The sequence below is a fragment of the Caballeronia sp. LZ032 genome (genome assembly GCF_031451315.1).
Lineage (GTDB): Bacteria > Pseudomonadota > Gammaproteobacteria > Burkholderiales > Burkholderiaceae > Caballeronia.
Genome location: NZ_JARUXP010000001.1, coordinates 1,162,582 through 1,182,370 on the forward strand (window position 1 = coordinate 1,162,582; position 19,789 = coordinate 1,182,370).

18 protein-coding genes are annotated in these 19,789 nt (G+C 65.1%); 15 read left to right on the plus strand and 3 right to left on the minus strand.

Going from position 1 to position 19,789, the window contains the following annotated elements; all coding sequences use genetic code 11:
* The 3 genes from QCE69_RS05405 to map all read right to left on the minus strand — a co-directional run.
* The coding region (locus QCE69_RS05405; protein ID WP_309929773.1) for a hypothetical protein at nt 1-535 on the minus strand (535 nt) is incomplete at its 3' end.
* A gap of 115 nt (nt 536-650) precedes the next feature.
* Nucleotides 651-3,230, minus strand: a complete 2,580-nt coding sequence (locus tag QCE69_RS05410) for a [protein-PII] uridylyltransferase (RefSeq protein ID WP_309929775.1) — start codon at nt 3,228-3,230, stop codon at nt 651-653.
* Nucleotides 3,231-3,303: 73 nt separating this feature from the next.
* The gene (map, locus tag QCE69_RS05415) at nt 3,304-4,113 is read right to left on the minus strand and encodes a type I methionyl aminopeptidase (protein ID WP_309831914.1); all 810 of its coding nucleotides are present in this window, start codon (nt 4,111-4,113) and stop codon (nt 3,304-3,306) included.
* Between the two features lie 489 nt (nt 4,114-4,602).
* Between map and rpsB the strand changes: the two genes are divergently transcribed.
* The 15 genes from rpsB (at nt 4,603) to rnhB (ending at nt 19,782) form a co-directional block, all read left to right on the plus strand.
* Nucleotides 4,603-5,355, plus strand: a complete 753-nt coding sequence (gene rpsB, locus QCE69_RS05420; protein WP_309915473.1) for a 30S ribosomal protein S2 — start codon at nt 4,603-4,605, stop codon at nt 5,353-5,355.
* 141 nt (nt 5,356-5,496) lie between these two features.
* Nucleotides 5,497-6,378 carry a translation elongation factor Ts gene (tsf, locus tag QCE69_RS05425; RefSeq protein WP_309915475.1) on the plus strand — a complete coding sequence of 294 codons (882 nt, stop codon included), beginning with the start codon at nt 5,497-5,499 and terminating at the stop codon, nt 6,376-6,378.
* A gap of 256 nt (nt 6,379-6,634) precedes the next feature.
* Nucleotides 6,635-7,348 (plus strand): UMP kinase, encoded by a 714-nt coding sequence (gene pyrH, locus QCE69_RS05430; protein ID WP_309808074.1) that lies wholly within the window; start codon nt 6,635-6,637, stop codon nt 7,346-7,348.
* A gap of 91 nt (nt 7,349-7,439) precedes the next feature.
* Nucleotides 7,440-8,000, plus strand: coding sequence for a ribosome recycling factor (frr, locus tag QCE69_RS05435; RefSeq protein ID WP_309808075.1), 561 nt, complete (start codon nt 7,440-7,442; stop codon nt 7,998-8,000).
* Nucleotides 8,001-8,082: 82 nt separating this feature from the next.
* On the plus strand, nt 8,083-8,865 hold the full coding sequence (gene uppS, locus QCE69_RS05440; RefSeq protein WP_309929776.1) for a polyprenyl diphosphate synthase: 783 nt from the start codon (nt 8,083-8,085) through the stop codon (nt 8,863-8,865).
* Nucleotides 8,859-9,671, plus strand: coding sequence for a phosphatidate cytidylyltransferase (locus QCE69_RS05445; protein ID WP_309929777.1), 813 nt, complete (start codon nt 8,859-8,861; stop codon nt 9,669-9,671). Before uppS ends, QCE69_RS05445 begins: the two co-directional genes overlap by 7 nt.
* Before the next feature lie 18 nt (nt 9,672-9,689).
* Entirely contained in the window at nt 9,690-10,907 is a 1,218-nt protein-coding gene (locus QCE69_RS05450; RefSeq protein WP_309929779.1) for a 1-deoxy-D-xylulose-5-phosphate reductoisomerase, read from the plus strand.
* Between the two features lie 7 nt (nt 10,908-10,914).
* Complete coding sequence (gene rseP / locus QCE69_RS05455; protein WP_309915487.1) at nt 10,915-12,297, plus strand: RIP metalloprotease RseP; 1,383 nt, start codon at nt 10,915-10,917, stop codon at nt 12,295-12,297.
* 77 nt (nt 12,298-12,374) lie between these two features.
* Entirely contained in the window at nt 12,375-14,687 is a 2,313-nt protein-coding gene (gene bamA, locus QCE69_RS05460) for an outer membrane protein assembly factor BamA (protein ID WP_309915490.1), read from the plus strand.
* Between the two features lie 43 nt (nt 14,688-14,730).
* A complete protein-coding gene (locus QCE69_RS05465; protein ID WP_404987297.1) occupies nt 14,731-15,303 on the plus strand; it encodes an OmpH family outer membrane protein in 573 nt (190 codons plus the stop codon).
* Nucleotides 15,304-15,331: 28 nt separating this feature from the next.
* Entirely contained in the window at nt 15,332-16,420 is a 1,089-nt protein-coding gene (gene lpxD / locus QCE69_RS05470) for a UDP-3-O-(3-hydroxymyristoyl)glucosamine N-acyltransferase (protein ID WP_309919657.1), read from the plus strand.
* 174 nt (nt 16,421-16,594) lie between these two features.
* Nucleotides 16,595-17,053: a 3-hydroxyacyl-ACP dehydratase FabZ gene (gene fabZ, locus QCE69_RS05475; RefSeq protein WP_309808082.1), complete on the plus strand. Its 459-nt coding sequence runs from the start codon at nt 16,595-16,597 to the stop codon at nt 17,051-17,053.
* A gap of 61 nt (nt 17,054-17,114) precedes the next feature.
* Nucleotides 17,115-17,903 (plus strand): acyl-ACP--UDP-N-acetylglucosamine O-acyltransferase, encoded by a 789-nt coding sequence (gene lpxA / locus QCE69_RS05480; RefSeq protein ID WP_309808083.1) that lies wholly within the window; start codon nt 17,115-17,117, stop codon nt 17,901-17,903.
* Between the two features lie 11 nt (nt 17,904-17,914).
* The gene (gene lpxB / locus QCE69_RS05485; RefSeq protein WP_309808084.1) at nt 17,915-19,081 is read left to right on the plus strand and encodes a lipid-A-disaccharide synthase; all 1,167 of its coding nucleotides are present in this window, start codon (nt 17,915-17,917) and stop codon (nt 19,079-19,081) included.
* Entirely contained in the window at nt 19,081-19,782 is a 702-nt protein-coding gene (gene rnhB / locus QCE69_RS05490) for a ribonuclease HII (RefSeq protein WP_309915493.1), read from the plus strand. Before lpxB ends, rnhB begins: the two co-directional genes overlap by 1 nt.
* The last annotated feature ends 7 nt before the right edge of the window (nt 19,783-19,789 follow it).

The window sequence follows — 19,789 nt, forward strand, 5'->3', positions numbered from 1 at the left end:
AACGCAGGACGCGAATCGTCGCCACGCGGCTTGAAAGGACGACGCTCGTCACCGCCCGCAGGACGTTCGCCACGGGCAGGCGGGCGACCTTCGAACGATTCGCGCGGGCCGCGTTCGCCGAACGCCGGACGCGAATCATCACCACGCGGCTTGAACGTGCGACGCTCGTCACCACCCGCAGCACGTTCGCCACGCGCAGGCGGGCGACCTTCAAACGACTTGCGCGGACCGCGCTCGCGGTCACCAAATGGCGGGCGCGAATCATCGCCACGCGGCTTGAACGGACGACGCTCGTCGCCACCCGCAGGACGCTCGCCACGCGCAGGCGGGCGACCTTCAAACGACTTGCGCGGACCACGTTCACGCTCACCAAACGTCGGACGCGAATCATCGCCACGCGGCTTGAACGGACGACGCTCGTCACCGCCCGCAGCACGCTCGCCACGCGCCGGCGGCCGGCCTTCGAACGATTTGCGCGGCGCGTCGCCGCGATGCTCCCCGGCCGACGGCTTCCCACGTGCAGGCCGCGCTTCATCCGGCACGGCGGGCCGCGCAGGCTTGCGCCCGGTGGAGGTGCCGGTCCGGACCGGCGAACGCGTGGCCGAGGTCGGACGCGGATGTTTGGCTGTCAGTTTGACGCGCATAAATTCTCAGGCTGCGATCGCGCGCAGCAGTTCGGTTTCGACCTGGATCTGGGTGCGGTTGTTCGACAGGCTCTTGCCGTCGATCAGGAACACGTCCTCGACGCGTTCGCCGAGCGTATTGATCCGCGCCGCCTGCACGCCGATCCGGTGTTGCGCGAGCACCCGCGCGATCGAATAAAGAAGGCCCTGCCGGTCGTTGGCGGACACGGACAGGATGTAGTACTGGCCGCGGTCGTCGGGACGCAGGTCCACGCGCGGCGTGATCGGAAACGTCCGCACGAGCCGCGAGACGCGGCCCTTCGACGGTTCCGGAAGAATGCGCTCGTCGGTCAGCAGCGTGCTCAGTTGCTGTTCGACGAGATTCGCGATGTCGCGATAGCTGCCATCGTGCTCAGGATGCGCGACCAGGAAGTTGTCGAGCGCGTAGCCATGGCGCGTCGTCGTGATGCGGGCATCGAGCACCGACAGGCCATTGCGGTCGAAATACCCGCAGATGCCGGCGAACAGATCCGGGCGATCCTGCACGTACACGAGCACTTGCAAGGCCGCGCCGATCGGCGAGGGCCGGGCGCGCACGATGGGCCGGTCGCTTTCGACGTGCCGGTAGAGCACACGCGTCTGCCAGGCGATATCGGCGGGATCGTGCCGCAGGAAGTAGCCGACGTCGAGCCGGTCCCACAGACGCTTCTGCGCGCCTTCGGGGACGGTTTCGAGCCGCAGCAGCGCGAGCGCCGCTTCCTGACGCGACTTCAGTTCCGAGTGCGCATCGGGCTCGGCGCCGCCGAGCACGGCTTGCGTCGCGCGGAACAGATCCTCGAGCAGCTTGCCCTTCCAGTTGTTCCAGACTTTCGGGCTGGTGCCGCGGATATCGGCGACGGTCAGCAGATAGAGCGCCGTCAGGCGCCGCTCGGTGCGCACGACCGAGGCAAAATGCTTGATGACCTCGAGATCGCTCGTGTCCTGTTTCTGCGCGACCTGGCTCATGGTCAGATGCTGCTGCACGAGCCACACGACCAGGTCCGTGTCTTCCTGGCCGAGCTCGTGTTCGCGACAGAAGCGGCGGGCGTCGGCCATGCCGAGCGTCGAGTGATCGCCGCCGCGTCCCTTGGCGATGTCGTGGAACAGCGCCGCGACATACAGCACCCACGGGCGCTCGAAGTTGCCCATCAACTGGCTGCAGAACGGGTACTCGTGCGCGTGTTCCGCGATCGCGAAGCGGCGCAGGTTGCGCAGCACCATCAGGATGTGCTGGTCGACCGTGTAGACGTGATAGAGGTCGTGCTGCATCTGTCCGACGATGCGCCGGAAATTGATCAGATAACGCCCCAGCACACTGGTCTGGTTCATCAGGCGGAAGGCGTGCGTGATGCCTTCGGGCTGCTTCAGGATCTCCATGAACAGCCGGCGGTTGTCCGGATCGCGCCGCCATGCGCGGTCCATCAGGTCGCGTGCGTTGTAGATCGCCCGCAGCGTGCGCGCCGAAAAGCCCTTCACGCCGCGCGTCTGCTCGTACAGCAGGAAGGCTTCAAGAATGGCGTGCGGTTCGTGTTCGAAGACATCGTCGCGGGCAATTTCCAGCATGCCCTGTTTCTCGACGAAGCGGCTGTTGAGCACGCGCGTGATGCCGCTCGTCGACGGAAACAGCTGCGCCTCGACGTTCTGGATCAGGATGGTCGCCAGTTGCGTCACGGCTTTCGCGGCCCAGTAATAGCGGCGCATCAGCTGTTCGCTCGCGCGCTTGGCGGCGGTCGCCTCGAAGCCGAAGCTCTCGGCCAGCGGCGTCTGCAGATCGAATACGAGGATGTCCTGGCGGCGCTTCGCGATCACATGCAGCCGTGCGCGCAGCGCCTTCAGAAAGCCCTCGTTGCGGCGCAGTTCGCGCGCTTCGCGCTCGGTGATGAGGCCGCGCGTGTCGAGTTCGCGCCAGTTGCTGCCGAAGCCCGCCGCGCGCGCGATCCACAGGATCAGTTGAAGGTCGCGCAGGCCGCCGGGGCTTTCCTTGATGTTCGGTTCGAGGCTGTACGGCGTGTCCTGGAACTTCGCGTGACGCTGGCGCATTTCCAGCACCTTCGCCTGGAAGAACGCACGCGGATCGAGCGTCTCGTGATAGCGCTCCGAAAAGCGCTGGTACAGGCGCGTGTCGCCGCAGATGCGCCGTGCCTCGAGCAGCGAGGTCTGCACGGTGATGTCGTTGGCGGCCTCCGCGATGCACTGCTCGACCGAGCGCACGCTGCTGCCGATGTCGAGCCCCAGATCCCACGCCATGCCGATGAAACGCTCGATCCGGCCGTTGAGCTCGGTGTCGGTGTCGGAGGCGCTGTCCGGCAGCAGCACCAGAATGTCGACGTCGGAGAACGGCGCAAGCTCGCCGCGTCCGTAGCCGCCCACCGCGACGAGCGCCGCGTTGTCCGGCATCGCGCAGGCGTGCCAGGCGCCTTTGAGGGCGTCGTCGGTGGCGCGTCCGAGCGCGTGCATCAGCGGCTCGACATTCGAGGTCGTCTGGAAGCGCTCGATGAGCGCTGCCTTCGCGGCCTTGTAGGCGGCGCGCAGGGTTTCACAGGGCGTGGCGACGGCGATGACGCTCATGGCTCGGATCGGCGGGCGGGAGAAGGGGCGGCGCTGCGCGGTGGCGGCGCGCGCCGGAGAGAGTGGAACGCGTTCAGGCGGTGGCCGCGATCAGCTGCGACGGCGCCTGCGTGCCGGCCGAAACCGTCAGCACGTCATAGCCGGTCGGCGTGACCAGCACGGTGTGCTCCCATTGCGCGGACAGGCTGCGGTCGCGCGTCTTGACGGTCCACTGGTCGGGCATCGTGCGGATTTCGCGGCGGCCGGCGTTGATCATCGGCTCGACGGTGAAGATCATGCCCGCCTGAAGTTCGATGCCGGTGCCCGGACGGCCGTAATGCAGCACTTGCGGCTCTTCATGGAAGACCTGGCCGATACCGTGGCCGCAGTATTCGCGCACGACGCTATACCCTTGCGACTCGGCGTGCTTCTGGATGGCCGCGCCGATATCGCCGAGATGCGCGCCAGGGCGCACCTGATCGATGCCGAGCCACATGCAGTCGAAGGTCGTCTGGACGAGGCGTTTCGCGAGGATCGAGCCCTCGCCGACGATGAACATCCGGCTCGTGTCGCCGAAATAGCCGTTCTTGATGACGGTGATGTCGATATTGAGCGCGTCGCCGTTCTTGAGCACCTTTTCACCGGGGATGCCGTGACAGATCACGTCGTTGACAGAGATGCAGGTGGCCTTCGGGTAGGGCGGGTAGCCGGGCGGCTGATAGTTGAGCGGCGCGGGAACGGTGCCTTGCTCCTTCAGCATGTACTCATGGCAAAGGCGGTCGAGTTCCTCGGTCGTCACGCCAGGCGCGATGTGCGGCGTGATGAAATCGAGCACTTCGCTGGCGAGCCGGCAGGCGACGCGCATCTGCGCGATATCGTGGTCGTTTTTCAGCGTAATGGACATGACTTGGCTCGGAAGGACGCGAGTGTACGTGTATTGACTTGCGTACGCGGATTTCGTACGTGTTCTGATGCAATTCAGGCGGCTGTAGCGCGCCAAAGCGGCATTATCGCACTTCAGGAAAGGTGCCGCACCCGGATACTTGGGGGCAGATGGCGCAGCGGCAAGGCGTCGGGGCCGGGTCGCCACGTCGAGTCGCCATGCCTTCGGCGCCTGACAGGCGGCTTGAGCCGATCAATCCTCACATGCTATACTCACGGGCTAAGTCTTGATCCACATCCATGGCAGCGTCACGGTTCTCCGGAACCATGCCAGCGGTAATGCAGCGATCAAGGCTTGGAGATCAGTTTCACCCCAGTTTCACCAGTCAAGTCAATCAAGTCGAATCGCAAGCCGGCGCACCCAGGGTGTCCGGCGCCCGTCAGGCGAATTTCGCCACCCGGACGCAGGATGCGGCAGCCGGCTTAAGACCCAACCCTCGCGGAGAATTTCATGGCAGTCACGATGCGTCAAATGTTGGAAGCCGGTGTCCACTTCGGTCACCAAACCCGCTTCTGGAATCCCAAGATGGCCCCGTACATCTTCGGTCATCGCAACAAGATTCACATCATCAACCTCGAAAAGACCCTGCCGCTCTACAACGACGCGCTGAAGTACGTGCGCCAGTTGGCAGCCAACCGCGGCACGATCCTTTTCGTCGGCACGAAGCGCCAGTCGCGCGACACCATCGCCCAGGAAGCAGCACGCGCCGGCATGCCGTTCGTCAATGCGCGCTGGCTCGGCGGCATGATGACCAACTTCAAGACCCTGAAAGTGTCGATCAAGCGCCTGAAGGACATGGAAGCGGCGCTGGAATCGGGTGAAACCGAGCGCATGAGCAAGAAGGAAGCCCTTTTGTTCGAACGCGAAATGGTCAAGCTGCAAAAGTCGATCGGCGGCGTGAAGGACATGGGCGGCATTCCGGACGCAATGTTCGTCATCGACGTCGGCTACCACAAGATTGCCGTGACCGAAGCCAAGAAGCTCGGCATTCCGGTCATCGCCGTGGTTGACACGAACCACTCGCCGGAAGGCATCGACTACGTGATCCCGGGTAACGACGACGCGTCGAAGGCCGTCGCGCTGTACGCCGAAGGCGTGGCCGACGCGATCCTCGAAGGCCGCGCGAACGCGGTGAACGACGTGGTCCAGGCCGTGCGCAGCGGCGAAGGCGACGAGTTCGTCGAGGTCAACGAACAGGCGTAATCGAGCCCTGTGGCCGACAAGAAAGGGGGCTTTGCGAAAGGCCCCTTTTTTTTAGCCGGGCCGCTGGACCTGCCTATTTTTCCTGCCGTGGGCGAGCCGTAAGGCCTGCGGCACGTATCAAACAGACTCAAGGAGCGAATGATGGCGGCAATTACCGCAAGCATGGTGGCAGAACTGCGCGCGAAGACCGACGCGCCGATGATGGAATGCAAGAAGGCGCTGACGGAAGCCGACGGCGACATGGCGCGCGCTGAAGAGCTGCTGCGCGTGAAGCTCGGCAACAAGGCGAGCAAGGCGGCATCGCGCGTGACGGCTGAAGGCATCGTCTCGGCGTTCGTCGACGGCAACGTGGGCGCGCTGGTCGAACTGAACTGCGAAACCGACTTCGTCGCGAAGAACGACGATTTCCTGGCCTTCGGCAAGACCATCGCCGAACTGGTCGCCAAGCAAAACCCGTCTGACGTGGCCGCGCTGTCGGCGCTGCCGCTCGAAAGCTCGACGGTCGACGCCGTGCGCCTCGCGCTGGTCGGCAAGATCGGCGAAAACCTCTCGATCCGCCGTTTCGTGCGTTTTGAATCCGCCAACAAGATTGCTTCGTACCTGCATGGCACGCGTATCGGCGTGCTGGTCGACTTCACGGGCGCGGACGAGCAAGTGGGCAAGGACGTCGCCATGCACGTCGCCGCGATGAAGCCGGTCTCGCTGTCGTCGGACGAAGTGCCGGCCGACCTGATCGCCAAGGAACGCAGCATCGCCGAGCAGAAGGCCGCCGAGTCGGGCAAGCCGGCTGAAATCGTCGCGAAGATGGTCGACGGTTCGGTCCAGAAGTACCTGAAGGAAGTCTCGCTGCTGAACCAGCCGTTCGTGAAGAACGACAAGCAGACCATCGAGCAGATGCTGAAGGCCAGCAACGCGTCGGTGCAGAAGTTCGCGCTGTTCGTGGTGGGCGAGGGCATCGAGAAACGTCAGGACGACTTCGCTGCCGAAGTCGCGGCGCAGGTTGCGGCGGCCAAGCAGTCGTAAGGCGGTGCTCTTAAGGCACTGATAAGGAGCATCTGCTGAAATAACGCGACCGTTCGTCGCGCGGGCTGGACCGGCGGCGGTTGCACCGCCGTCCACTTTCAGCGCTCCGGTTCGCATCGTGCGGCGGGCGCGGCAGATCAGGGTTAACCCTCGTCTTCCGCGCCCGCCGCCCGATCCGGGCCGCTTGCAGTAAATATTGTTTCACCCCTACAGTTCTACGTTGTTGCAACCCTCCTCGGCGCGATCGGAACCTCATATGCCCACAGCCTACAAACGCGTACTCCTCAAACTCTCCGGCGAAGCCCTGATGGGCGACGATGCCTTCGGCATCAATCGGGCAACAATCGAAAGGATGGTGGCGGACATCGCGGAGGTAGTGCGAATCGGGACCCAGCTGGCGGTGGTCATCGGCGGCGGCAACATCTTCCGCGGCGTCGCGGGCGGTGCGGCCGGCATGGACCGCGCCACGGCCGACTACATGGGCATGCTCGCCACGATGATGAACGCGCTGGCGCTGCAGGACGCGATGCGCCACGCCGGCATCGAAGCGCGCGTGCAGTCGGCGCTGCGCATGGACCAGGTGGTCGAGCCGTATATCCGCCCGCGCGCCATTCGCCAGCTCGAAGAAGGCAGGGTGGTGATCTTCGCGGCCGGCACGGGCAATCCGTTCTTCACGACGGACACGGCGGCGGCGCTGCGCGGTTCGGAAGTCGGCGCCGAAGTAGTGCTGAAAGCCACCAAGGTCGATGGCGTATACTCCGCCGACCCGAAGAAGGATCCGCATGCAACGCGCTACAGCACGATCAGCTTCGACGAAGCCATCGGCAAGAATCTGCAGGTGATGGACGCAACCGCCTTCGCGCTGTGCCGCGACCAGAAGCTGCCGATCCGCGTGTTCTCGATCACGAAGCCCGGTGCCCTCAAGCGCATCGTGCAGGGCGACGACGAAGGGACGCTCGTCCACGTGTAAACTCTCGCAATATCGGGCGCGGCGCGCGGTGGCTCGGGCCCTGCGCGCCAGGCGCCGCTATTGCAGGTAAAACTCAGGTTTGGAGGTTCAAATGAGTGTGGCTGACATCAAAAAGGGCGTCGACCAGAAGATGCAACGGTCGATCGAGGCATTCAAGGCCGATCTCGCGAAGATCCGTACGGGCCGTGCCCATACTGGCCTGCTCGACCATATCCAGGTCGACTACTACGGCTCGAACGTGCCCATCTCGCAAGTCGCGAACATGACGCTCGTCGATGCCCGCACCATCGGCGTTCAGCCGTGGGAAAAGAAGATGGTCCCGGTGGTCGAGAAGGCGATCCGCGAATCGGATCTCGGCCTGAATCCGGCGACGCAGGGCGACCTGATCCGCGTGCCGATGCCCGCGCTGACCGAAGAGCGCCGCCGCGAGCTGACGAAGGTCGTCAAGAGCGAAGGCGAAACCGCCAAGGTTGCGGTGCGCAACCTGCGTCGCGACGCGAACGACCAGCTCAAGAAGCTCGTCAAGGACAAGGAAATCTCCGAAGACGACGAGCGCCGCGCCAGCGACGAAGTCCAGAAGTTCACGGACAAGTTCGTCGCCGAGATCGACAAGCTCGTGCAGACCAAAGAAGCGGAAATCATGACGGTGTGAGGCCGCAGGAACGGTCCCGCCGGCCTCGGCGTCTTACATTGAGGCCGGCTCTCACTCCTTCAGATTTCAAGATTCAGCGGCCATGACCTATACCAGCTCTACCGTTACCGTGCCCGATGTCGCAGCCGTACCGCGTCACGTCGCGATCATCATGGACGGCAACGGCCGTTGGGCGACCGAGCGGCGCCTGCCGCGCGTCGCCGGTCACACGCGCGGCGTCGATGCGGTCCGCGCGACCGTCGAAAGCTGCGCGCTGCGCGGCGTCGAGTTCGTCACGCTGTTCGCGTTCAGTTCCGAGAACTGGCGCCGTCCGACCGACGAAGTCTCCTTCCTGATGCGTCTTTTCGTGACCGCGCTGGAGCGCGAGATCGGCAAGCTGCACGCGAACGGCATCCGCCTGCGCGTCGTCGGCGACACCTCGATGTTCAACGACCGCATCCGCGCGCTGATCCAGCGCGCCGAGACCAAGACGGCCCGCAACACCCGCCTCACGCTGACCATCGCCGCCAATTACGGCGGGCGCTGGGACATCATGCAGGCCACTAAAAAGCTCATTGCCGAATCGCTGGAGAGCGGCGTGCCCGCGCGCGTCGACGACGAAGCGTTCGCCCAGCATCTCGCCATGGCCTATGCGCCGGAGCCGGACCTGTTCATCCGCACCGGCGGCGAGCAGCGCATCAGCAACTTCCTGCTGTGGCAGCTCGCGTACACCGAGTTCCACTTCACGAATACCTACTGGCCCGATTTCGACGCCGCCGCGCTCGACCGCGCGATCGCCTCGTATGGCGGCCGCGAGCGCCGTTTCGGGCGCACCAGCGCGCAGGTCGAATCCCAATCGCAGAAGGCCGACACCCTTTCATGCTAAAGATCCGTGTCATCACGGCAATCGTTCTGCTGGCCATTCTCGTGCCGGTCACGCTGTATGCGCCGATCGGCGGATTCGCCACCCTGATCGGGTTCGTCGTGGTGTTCGCGGCGTGGGAGTGGGGGCGTCTCTTGAAGCTGAACGGCGCCGGGCCGGTCGCCTACGCGGTGGTCGCGGGTCTCGCGCTGATTTTCAGCGCCTGGCTCGGCGTGGCGGGCAGGCCGCTGTACCAGATGGCGGCCATCTTCTGGGTGCTCGCCGGGCCGTACGCGCTGATCCGCAAGCCCGCGCTCGCCGCCGGCGCCTGGCGCGCGTTCCTGCTGTTCGCCGGCATCGTCGTGTTCATCGCCTGCTGGCACGCCGTCGTCGACGCCCGTATCCGCGGCGTGGCCTTCGTGCTATCGCTTCTGCTAGTAGTCTGGCTGGCTGACATAGGCGCATACTTCGCCGGCAAAGCCATCGGCCGGCACAAGCTCGCCCCGTCGATCAGCCCCGGCAAGACCTGGGAAGGCGCCATCGGCGGCTGGCTGGCCGTTATCGTGATCGGCGCGCTCGCCGCCACCACCGGTTTTTGCGCGCCCACCGTATTCACGGCCTTCGCGGAGCGTCTCGGCTGGGACCGCGCGTTCGTCGCGCTCAGCGTGCTGGTCGCGTTCAGCGTGATCGGCGACTTGTTCGAGTCGCTCCTGAAGCGCCAGGCCGGCGTCAAGGATTCGAGCGGCCTGCTGCCGGGCCACGGCGGTGTGCTCGACCGCATCGACGCATTGTTGCCTGTTCTGCCGATCGCATTGCTCATGCTCGGCTAATCGGCTAGAGAAGAATTCATGCAAAAACGTCTCACATTGCTCGGCTCCACGGGCTCGATCGGCGATAGCACGCTCGACGTCGTGGCGCGGCACCCGGACCGTTTCTCGGTCCATGCGCTCACCGCGCACCGCAACGGCGACAAGCTCATCGCGCAGTGCCTCCGGTTCCAGCCCGAAGTGGCGGTCGTCGGCGACGCCGACACGGCCGCGCGCGTGGCGTCCGCCTTGCGCGCCGAGGGCTGCAGGACCGAGGTCACGCACGGTCCCGAGGCGCTGGTGGAAGTGGCCCGCGCGTCGCAGTGCGACACCGTGGTCGCGGCGATCGTCGGCGCGGCCGGCCTCGCGCCCACGCTCGCGGCGGCGCGCGCAGGCAAGCGCATCCTGCTGGCCAACAAGGAAGCGCTGGTGATGTCCGGCCAGATCTTCATGGATGCCGTGCGCGACAACGGCGCCATCCTGCTGCCGGTGGACAGCGAGCACAACGCCGTGTTCCAGTGCTTGCCGCCCTGCGCGGACAAGGAAGCCAAGCTGCACGGCGGCGTCTCGAAGATCATCCTGACGGCGTCGGGCGGTCCGTTCCGCACGCGCGAACCCGCATCGCTCGTCAACGTGACGCCGGAAGAAGCCGTCAAGCATCCGAATTGGGCGATGGGTCGCAAGATTTCCGTCGATTCGGCGACGATGATGAACAAGGGCCTCGAAGTGATCGAGGCGCACTGGCTGTTCGATCTTCCCGGCTCGCGCATCGAGGTGCTGATCCATCCGCAGAGCGTGATCCATTCGATGGTCTCCTACGCGGACGGCTCGGTGCTCGCGCAGCTCGGCAATCCGGACATGCGTACGCCCATCGCGCATGCGCTGGCGTATCCTGACCGGGTCGATTCGGGCGTCATGCCGCTCGATCTGGCGCAGATCGCCACGCTCACGTTCGAAAAGCCCGATTTCAAGCGTTTCCCGTGTCTCGCGCTGGCCATCGAGGCGCTGGAGGTGGGCGGCATCGCCAGCGCCGCGCTCAACGCAGCGAACGAGATCGCCGTGGAAGCGTTCCTCGAGCGCCGCATCGGCTTCATGGCGATCGGCGAGGTCGTGGAGCGCGTGCTGAATGCGCTGCCGAACACGAGCGCCGCGTCGCTGGACGACGTCCTCGCCGCCGACGCGAACGCACGCCGTCTTGCCTCCGGTTTCGTCGCAGAGCTCACCGCGAGCGCGCCAGGCGCCGAACCCATCGCCCATTGAGGCCGTCATGAACTTTCTGACCGAAATCGTCGCCTTCGTCGTCGCGATTGGCGTGCTCGTCGTTGTCCACGAATTCGGTCACTACAGCGTCGCGCGATGGTGCGGCGTGAAAGTGCTGCGCTTTTCCGTCGGCTTCGGCAAGCCGCTGGTGCAGTGGACCAGCAAGAAGACCGGCGTCGAGTGGACCATCGCCGCGCTGCCGCTGGGCGGCTACGTGAAGATGCTCGACGAGCGCGAGGTCGATCCCGACAGCGGCACGAAGATTCCCGCCGAAGACCTGCCGCGCGCGTTCAACCGCCAGAGCGTCGCCAAGCGCATCGCGATCGTCGCCGCAGGCCCGATCGCCAACTTCCTGCTGGCCATCGTGCTGTTTTCCGCGGTGTTTGCGGCCGGCGTCACCGAGCCCGCGGCCATCGTCTCGCAGCCGGCGCCGGACACCGCCGCCGCGCGCGCGGGCTTCGAGGGCGGCGAAACCGTGCTCGCGATGCGCGACGCGTCGGGCGGCGAGACTCACACGATCCGCTCCTGGTCCGACCTGCGCTGGAAACTGCTGGACGCCGCGTTCGATCATCGCCGCGTGGTGCTGTCGGCGAAAACGAAAGACGGCACCTTCGATTTCCCGGTGAGCGTCACGGGCATCACCGACGCCGACGCCGATCAGGATTTCATGGACAAGCTCGGCTTCACGCCGGGCGGCGGCACGCTGACGGTGGCGGCTGTGGAAGCGGGCAGCGCGGCGCAGAAGAGCGGGCTCAAGCCCGGCGACACGCTGCGCACCATCGACGGCCGCACGGTCGACAACGCCACTAGCTTCATCGATTACGTGAAGGCGCACGGCGGCAAGCCGGTGACGCTCGGCATCGAACGCAACGGCAAGCTCGATGCCGTCCAGATCACGCCCGATCTCAAGCACGACGCGACGACCGGCAAGGAGATCGGCCGGATCGGCGCGGCGCTCGGCAACGTGCTGCCTTCGGTCAACGTGCGTTATGGGCCGATCGAAAGCCTGCGTCTGGGCGTGAACCGCACCTGGGACATCAGCGCCTACTCGCTGCGCATGTTCGGGCGGATGATCGTCGGCGAGGCGTCGCTCAAGAACCTGTCGGGACCGGTCACCATCGCGGACTACGCGGGCAAGAGCGCGAGGCTGGGTTTGTCGGCGTTTTTGTCGTTTCTGGCGCTCGTCAGCATCAGCCTTGGAGTGTTGAACTTGTTACCGATTCCGGTATTGGACGGTGGGCATCTGTTATATTATTTGGTTGAGGCTGTCACCGGCAAAGCCGTATCCGATCGCTGGCAGCTGGTTCTGCAAAGGGCGGGCCTGGTCTGCATCGTCGCGCTCTCGATGATTGCGCTGTTCAACGACCTCGCTCGTCTGATTCGTTTCTGATCCACTTTGACAATTTCTGGCGGCGTCGCTCGGGCGACCGCTGGAACGAATGCAGCTTTAAATACTGGGGAAGCACGTTGTTCAAACCTCATCGCTTTGTTCCTAAGACGGCTGTGGCCGCGGCGCTCGCCGCGACGGGTATGGCGGCACACGCCACCACGCCGTTCGTCGTGCAGGATATTCGGATCGACGGTCTTCAGCGCATCGAACCGGGCTCCGTGTTCGCATACCTGCCGATCAAGCAAGGCGACACCTTCACCGACGACAAAGCCTCCGAAGCGATCCGCGCGCTCTACGCAACGGGCTTCTTCAACGACGTGCAGATCGCCACGGAAGGGAACGTGGTGGTCGTGCAGGTGCAGGAACGTCCGGCCATCTCGAGCATCGACTTCGCCGGCCTGCACGAATTCGACAAGGACAACCTGACGAAGGCGCTGCGCTCGGTGGGCTTGTCGCAGGGCCGTTCGTACGACAAGGCGCTGGTCGACAAGGCCGAGCAGGAACTGAAGCGGCAATACCTGACGCGCGGCTACTACGCGGCGGAAGTGACCACCACGGTGACGCCGGTGGACCGCAATCGCGTGGCCATCCTGTTCTCGGTGGCGGAAGGTCCGAGCGCGAAGATCCGCCAGATCAACTTCGTCGGCAACAAGGCGGTCAGTTCGAGCACGCTGCTGGGCGAAATGCAGCTCTCCACGCCGAACTGGTTCTCCTGGTACACGAAGAGCGACCTCTACGCGAAGGAAAAGCTCACGGGCGACCTCGAGAACGTGCGCTCGTACTACCTGAACCGCGGCTATCTCGAGTTCAGCATCGACTCGACGCAGGTGTCCATCTCGCCCGACAAGAAGGACATGTACCTGACGATCGCCGTGCATGAAGGCGAGCCCTACAAGATCAGCAGCGTCAAGCTGTCGGGCAATCTGCTCGACCGCGAAGCCGAGCTCAAGAAGCTCGTGAAGATCAAGCCGGGCGACCGCTTCTCGGCGGAGAAACTACAGGCCACCACGAAGTCGATCGTCGACAAGCTCGGCGAATACGGCTACGCGTTCGCGCAGGTCAACGCGCAGCCGGACATCGACCAGAAGGATCACACCGTCGCGCTGACGCTGCAGGTGGACCCGAGCCGCCGCGTGTACGTGCGGCGCGTAAACATCGTCGGCAACACCCGCACGCGCGACGAAGTGGTCCGCCGCGAAATGCGCCAGCTGGAAAGCTCGTGGTTCGATTCGAGCCGTCTCGCGCTCTCGAAGGACCGTATCAACCGTCTCGGCTACTTCACGGACGTGGACGTGGCCACGGTGCCGGTCGAAGGCACGAACGACCAGGTGGACGTGGACGTCAAGGTGGCCGAAAAGCCGACCGGCGCCATCACGCTGGGCGCGGGCTTCTCGTCGACGGACAAGGTGGTGCTGTCGGCGGGCGTCTCGCAGGACAACGTGTTCGGTTCCGGCACGAGCCTTTCGGTAAACGTGAACACCGCGAAGACCTACCGCACGCTGACGGTCACGCAGGTCGATCCGTACTTCACCATCGACGGCATCAAGCGCATTACCGACGCGTACTACCGTACTTACCAGCCGCTGTACTACTCGACCGATTCGAGCTTCCGGATCGTGACGATGGGCGCGGACACGAAGTTCGGCATTCCGTTCTCGGAGCAGGACACGGTGTTCTTCGGCGTCGGCGCCGAGCAGAACACCATGGACCTGGACGCCGCCACGCCTAAGGCCTACACGAACTACGTGAACGAGTTCGGCCGGGTGGTGAACAACTATCCGCTGACGGTGGGCTGGTCGCGCGACAATCGTGACAGCGCCCTCGTGCCGAGCCGCGGCTATTACCTGCAGTCGAACGCGGAATACGGCACGCCGATCGGCAACACCACTTACGCGAAGTTCGACGCGCAGTTCCAGTATTACTACTCGTTCGCGCGCGGCTTCGTGCTCGGCTTCAACTTGCAGGGCGGCTACGGCAAGGGGCTGGACGGCCAGACGTACCCGATCTTCAAGAACTACTACGCAGGCGGTATCGGTTCGGTGCGCGGCTACTCGCCGAGCTCGCTGGGTCCGCGCGACGCCACCACGAACGATCCGATCGGCGGCTCGCGCATGGCGGTCGGCAATATCGAGCTGACGTTCCCGCTGCCGGGCACGGGCTATGACCGTACGCTGCGCGTGTTCACCTTCCTCGATGCCGGTAACGTCTGGGGCGACCCGGGCCAGGGCGGCACGACCAGCGGCGCGAACGGCCTGCGCTACGGCTACGGTGTGGGTCTCGCGTGGATTTCGCCGATCGGCCCGCTCAAGCTGAGCCTGGGTTTCCCGCTGCAGAAGCATGAAGGCGATCAGTACCAGAAGTTCCAGTTCCAGATCGGTACGGCTTTCTAAGCGGCGTGTCGATGAACCCGAACTTCACTCAATTCGACGTAACGTGAGGAACACTTTGCGAACCGGTAAGCTTGCGAAACACAGGGCACTGGCGCTTGCGTTGTCGCTGGTTCTCGGCCTGGGCGCCGCCGCTGGCGCGAGCGCACAGGAAGCGCGCATCGCGGCGGTCAATTCGGACCGCATCCTGCGCGAATCGGCGGCGGCCAAGGCCGCCCAGTCGAAGCTGGAGCAGGAATTCGCCAAGCGCGATAAGGCGCTGCAGGACATGGCGCAGCGCCTGAAGGCGATGTCGGACAACATCGACAAGAACGGCGCGTCGATGGCCCCGGCCGACCGCGCCGCCCGCCAGCGCGACCTCGCGCAGACCGACGCGGATTTCCAGCGCAAGCAGCGCGAGTTCCGCGAAGACCTGAACCAGCGCCGCAATGAAGAACTCGCGGCCGTGCTGGACCGGGCCAACAAGGTCATCAAGCAGATCGCGGAACAGCAGCACTACGACCTGATCGTGCAGGAGGCGGTGTATGTCAGTCCGCGCATCGACATCACGGATCAGGTGCTGAAGGCGCTCGCGGCGAATTCGAACGGCACGGGCGCGAGCGGCACCAGCCCGAACTGACGAGGACTGAGAGGAGATGGCATCAGGCATGGCGATCACGCTCGACGAACTGGTGAAGCGCTTCGGCGGAGAAGTGGCCGGCAACGGGGCGCACCGCGTCGGGAGTCTCGCACCGCTCGACAAGGCGGATTCCACCCAGCTCGCGTTTCTCGCGAACCAGAAGTATCTTCCGCAGGTCGAGACGACCCAGGCGGGCGCCGTGCTGATTTCGCACGCCGATCTCGAGAAAGTGACGAATCGCGCGGGCAGTAATTTCATCGTCACGCCGAACCCCTACGCTTACTTCGCCCGCGTGGCGCAGGCCTTCATCGACCTGGCCACGCCGAAGGCCGTGCCCGGCGTGCATCCGAGCGCGTATGTCGATCCCGCCGCGCAGGTCGCGGCCAGCGCCGTGATCGGACCGCATGTGACGGTCGAGGCGGGCGCAGTGATCGGCGAGCGCGTGAAGCTCGATGCCGGCGTGACCGTCGGCCAGCGCGTCACGCTCGGCGACGACGTGCATCTGTATCCCCACGTCACCGTCTATCACGGCTGCACGCTCGGCGCGCGCGTGATCGTGCACGCGGGCGCGGTGATCGGCGCGGACGGCTTCGGCTTTGCCCCGGACTTCACCGGCGAAGGCGAGGCCCGCACCGGCAACTGGGTGAAGATTCCGCAGGTCGGCGCGGTGAAGATCGCGGCTGACGTCGAGATCGGCGCGAATACCACGATCGATCGCGGCGCGATGGCGGACACCGTCATCGAGGAATGCGTGAAGATCGACAATCTCGTGCAGATCGGCCATAACTGCCGCATCGGCGCGTACACGGTGATTGCCGGGTGCGCGGGCATCGCGGGCAGCACGAACATTGGCCGGCATTGCATGATCGGCGGCGCCGTGGGCATCGCGGGACATGTGACGCTCGCGGACTACGTGATCGTCACGGCGCAGTCGGGCGTCTCGAAGTCGCTGCTCAAGCCTGGCATGTACACGAGCGCCTTCCCGGCCGTGCCGCACGCGGACTGGAACAAGAGCGCCGCCATCATGCGCAATCTCGACAAGATGCGCGAGCGCATCAAGGCGCTGGAGAGCGCGCTCGCCGGCGCAGGCAAGCAGGGCGACGAGCGCGGCGCTTGAGCGAAGCAAGCGGCATCCCGCGGCGAACGTAACATTCGGCCGCGGCAGAATCGAAAAGCGGGCCGGTCCGAACCGCCGGACTGGACCCGGCAAGAGACACAGCAATCCGGGCGGGCGTCGCAGACGGCCCGCCATCCCATTTCCACGCGGGACCCGCGCGTGAGCAGAACGACCATGAGCACAGAAAAAATCAATCTCGACATCCACAAGATCCTTACGCTGCTGCCGCATCGCTACCCGATCCTGCTCGTGGACCGCGTGCTCGAACTCGAGCCGCACAAGAGCATCAAAGCGTTGAAGAACGTGACGATCAACGAGCCGTATTTCCAGGGCCACTTCCCGACGCGTCCGGTCATGCCGGGCGTGCTGATTCTCGAAGCGCTCGCGCAGACGGCGGCGCTGCTGACCTTCGCGGAAGAGCCGCACGATCCGACCAACACGCTGTACTACTTCGTCGGCATCGATGGCGCGCGTTTCAAGCGCGTGGTGGAACCGGGCGACCAGCTGATCCTCAACGTGACTTTCGAGCGCTACATGCGCGGCATCTGGAAGTTCAAGGCGCGCGCCGAAGTGGATGGCGTGACCGCCGCCGAAGCCGAACTCATGTGTACCGTGAAGACCACGGACGCCTGAGCGCACGGGCGTCATCCGCGTCAGAGAAACGAGCAGCACGAACAGCATAGGCGAACAGCGCATGAGCAAGATTCACCCCTCCGCGATCATCGAGCCGGGCGCTCAGCTCGACGAGTCCGTCGAGATCGGACCGTACGCGATCGTCGGCGCGCACGTCGTGATCGGCGCCGGCACGACGGTCGGCTCGCACAGCGTGATCGAAGGCCATACGACCATCGGCCGGGACAATCGCATCGGCCACTACGCGTCGATCGGCGGCCGTCCGCAGGACATGAAGTACAAGGGCGAGCCGACCCGTCTCGAAATCGGCGACCGCAACACCATCCGCGAATTCACGACGCTGCATACCGGCACGGTGCAGGACCAGAGCCTGACGTCCATCGGCAGCGACTGCTGGATCATGGCCTACGTGCACGTCGGCCATGACTGCCGGCTCGGCGACAACGTCATCATGTCGAGCAACGCGCAGCTGGCGGGCCACGTGATCGTCGGCGATCACGCGATCATCGGCGGCATGTCGGGCGTGCACCAGTTCGTGCGCATCGGCGCGCATTCGATGCTCGGTGGCGCGTCGGCGCTCGTGCAGGACGTGCCGCCGTTCGTGATCGCGGCGGGCAACAAGGCGGAGCCGCACGGCATCAACGTGGAAGGGCTGCGCCGCCGCGGCTTCACGCCGGACGCCATTTCGGCGCTGCGCTCGGCTTATCGCATCGTCTACAAGAGCGGCCTGTCGCTCGAGGAAGCCAAGTCGCAGCTCCAGGATCTCGGCGCCGCGGGCGGCGAGGGCGACGAGGTGGTCAAGGCCTTCGCCGGCTTCATCGCGGCCTCGCAGCGCGGCATCATCCGCTAGACCGCCGCCCGATGACCCCGTTCAACCTTCCGCCGCGCGTCGCGATGGTCGCCGGCGAGCCGTCCGGCGACCTGCTGGCGGCCTCGCTGCTCAAGGGCCTGAAGGGCGCGCTGCCGGAAGGCACGCGCTATAGCGGCATCGGCGGCCCGCGCATGACGGCCGAAGGCTTCGAAGCGCACTGGCCGATGGACAAGCTGACCGTGCGCGGCTATGTCGAAGCGCTGAAGCACATTCCCGAGATTCTGGGCATCCGCAACGAGATCCGCCGGCAACTGCTGGCGGAGCCGCCGTCGGTGTTCATCGGCGTGGATGCGCCCGATTTCAACTTCGGCCTGGAACAGCCGCTGCGCGAAGCCGGCATTCCCACCATTCACTTCGTTTGTCCGTCCATCTGGGCGTGGCGCGGCGGGCGCATCAAGAAGATCGTCAAGGCCGTCGATCACATGCTCTGCGTATTCCCGTTCGAAACGGCGCTGATGGAGAAGGCGGGCGTGGCGGCGAGCTACGTCGGCCATCCGCTCGCCGACGAGATCCCGCTCGAACCGGATACGCAGGGTGCGCGCCGAGAACTCGGCATCGCGACGGGCGGCCCGGTGATTGCCGTGCTGCCGGGCAGCCGGCGTTCGGAAATCGCGCTGATCGGCCCGACCTTCTTCGACGCAATGGAACTGATGCAGCAGCGCGAGCCGGGCGTGCGTTTCCTGATGCCGGCCGCGAATCCGGCGTTGCGCGAGTTGCTGCGGCCGCTCGTGGATGCGCATCCGAACCTTGCACTGACGATCACCGACGGCAACGCCCAGCGCGCGATGACCGCCGCCGACGCGATCCTCGTGAAGAGCGGCACGGTCACGCTCGAAGCCGCGCTGCTGAAGAAGCCGATGGTCATCTCGTACAAAGTGCCCTGGCTCACGGGCCAGATCATGAAGCGGCAGGGCTATCTGCCGTATGTGGGCCTGCCGAACATTCTTGCCGGACGCTTCGTCGTGCCGGAGTTGTTGCAGCATTTCGCGACGCCCGAGGCGCTCGCGGACGCGACGCTGAAACAGTTGAACGACGACGCGAACCGCCGTACGCTGACGGACATCTTCACCGAGATGCACATCGCGCTGCGCCAGGATACGTCGCAGAAGGCGGCACAGGCCGTGGCGCGGGTGCTCGACACGCGGAGACCCCGGTAATGGCGTCAAGGCAACTCACCCAGCCCGGCCTCGATTTCAGTTCCCCGCTCGACATCATCTGCGGCGTCGACGAAGCGGGTCGTGGTCCGCTGGCCGGACCGGTGGTCGCGGCGGCGGTGATCTTCGATCCCGCTAAACCACGCATCAACGGGCTCGACGACTCGAAGGCGCTGAGCGCGAAGCGTCGCGAGGAACTGTACGAGAAGATCGTCGACCGGGCGCTGGCGTATTGCATTGCGTCGGCGAGCGTCGATGAAATCGACACCATCAACATCCTGCATGCGTCCATGCTCGCGATGAAGCGCGCGGTGGAAGGGTTGTCCGTCGCTCCGACGCTCGTGAAGGTGGACGGCAACCGTTGCCCGACGCTCTCGATCCGCGCGGAAGCGGTCATCGGCGGCGACGCGCTCATCAAGCAGATCTCGGCGGCGTCCATCCTTGCGAAGGTCACGCGCGACCGCATGCTGGTCGAGCTGCACGACGTCCATCCGATGTATGGCTTCAACGTGCATTCGGGTTACGGCACGCCGCAGCATCTGAAGGCGCTGCGCGAACACGGGCCGTGCGTGCATCATCGGCGTTCGTTCGCGCCGGTTCGCGAGGCGCATGCACGCTTCGGCTCGGTGCTGCCCGAAATCGCACCGGAAGTGCTCGAAGTCACCGCAGCCGCGCAAGACGATTCGGACATGTTGGCCTTCTGAGCGGCAT

What these genes read in the sequence shown, in the direction of transcription:
- QCE69_RS05410 (WP_309929775.1), bottom strand. Translation starts at nt 3,230, where the DNA reads ATGAGCGTCATCGCCGTCGCCACGCCCTGTGAAACCCTGCGCGCCGCC.
- map (WP_309831914.1), bottom strand. Translation starts at nt 4,113, where the DNA reads ATGTCCATTACGCTGAAAAACGACCACGATATCGCGCAGATGCGCGTC.
- rpsB (WP_309915473.1), top strand. Translation starts at nt 4,603, where the DNA reads ATGGCAGTCACGATGCGTCAAATGTTGGAAGCCGGTGTCCACTTCGGT.
- tsf (WP_309915475.1), top strand. Translation starts at nt 5,497, where the DNA reads ATGGCGGCAATTACCGCAAGCATGGTGGCAGAACTGCGCGCGAAGACC.
- pyrH (WP_309808074.1), top strand. Translation starts at nt 6,635, where the DNA reads ATGCCCACAGCCTACAAACGCGTACTCCTCAAACTCTCCGGCGAAGCC.
- frr (WP_309808075.1), top strand. Translation starts at nt 7,440, where the DNA reads ATGAGTGTGGCTGACATCAAAAAGGGCGTCGACCAGAAGATGCAACGG.
- uppS (WP_309929776.1), top strand. Translation starts at nt 8,083, where the DNA reads ATGACCTATACCAGCTCTACCGTTACCGTGCCCGATGTCGCAGCCGTA.
- QCE69_RS05445 (WP_309929777.1), top strand. Translation starts at nt 8,859, where the DNA reads ATGCTAAAGATCCGTGTCATCACGGCAATCGTTCTGCTGGCCATTCTC.
- QCE69_RS05450 (WP_309929779.1), top strand. Translation starts at nt 9,690, where the DNA reads ATGCAAAAACGTCTCACATTGCTCGGCTCCACGGGCTCGATCGGCGAT.
- rseP (WP_309915487.1), top strand. Translation starts at nt 10,915, where the DNA reads ATGAACTTTCTGACCGAAATCGTCGCCTTCGTCGTCGCGATTGGCGTG.
- lpxD (WP_309919657.1), top strand. Translation starts at nt 15,332, where the DNA reads ATGGCGATCACGCTCGACGAACTGGTGAAGCGCTTCGGCGGAGAAGTG.
- fabZ (WP_309808082.1), top strand. Translation starts at nt 16,595, where the DNA reads ATGAGCACAGAAAAAATCAATCTCGACATCCACAAGATCCTTACGCTG.
- lpxA (WP_309808083.1), top strand. Translation starts at nt 17,115, where the DNA reads ATGAGCAAGATTCACCCCTCCGCGATCATCGAGCCGGGCGCTCAGCTC.
- lpxB (WP_309808084.1), top strand. Translation starts at nt 17,915, where the DNA reads ATGACCCCGTTCAACCTTCCGCCGCGCGTCGCGATGGTCGCCGGCGAG.
- rnhB (WP_309915493.1), top strand. Translation starts at nt 19,081, where the DNA reads ATGGCGTCAAGGCAACTCACCCAGCCCGGCCTCGATTTCAGTTCCCCG.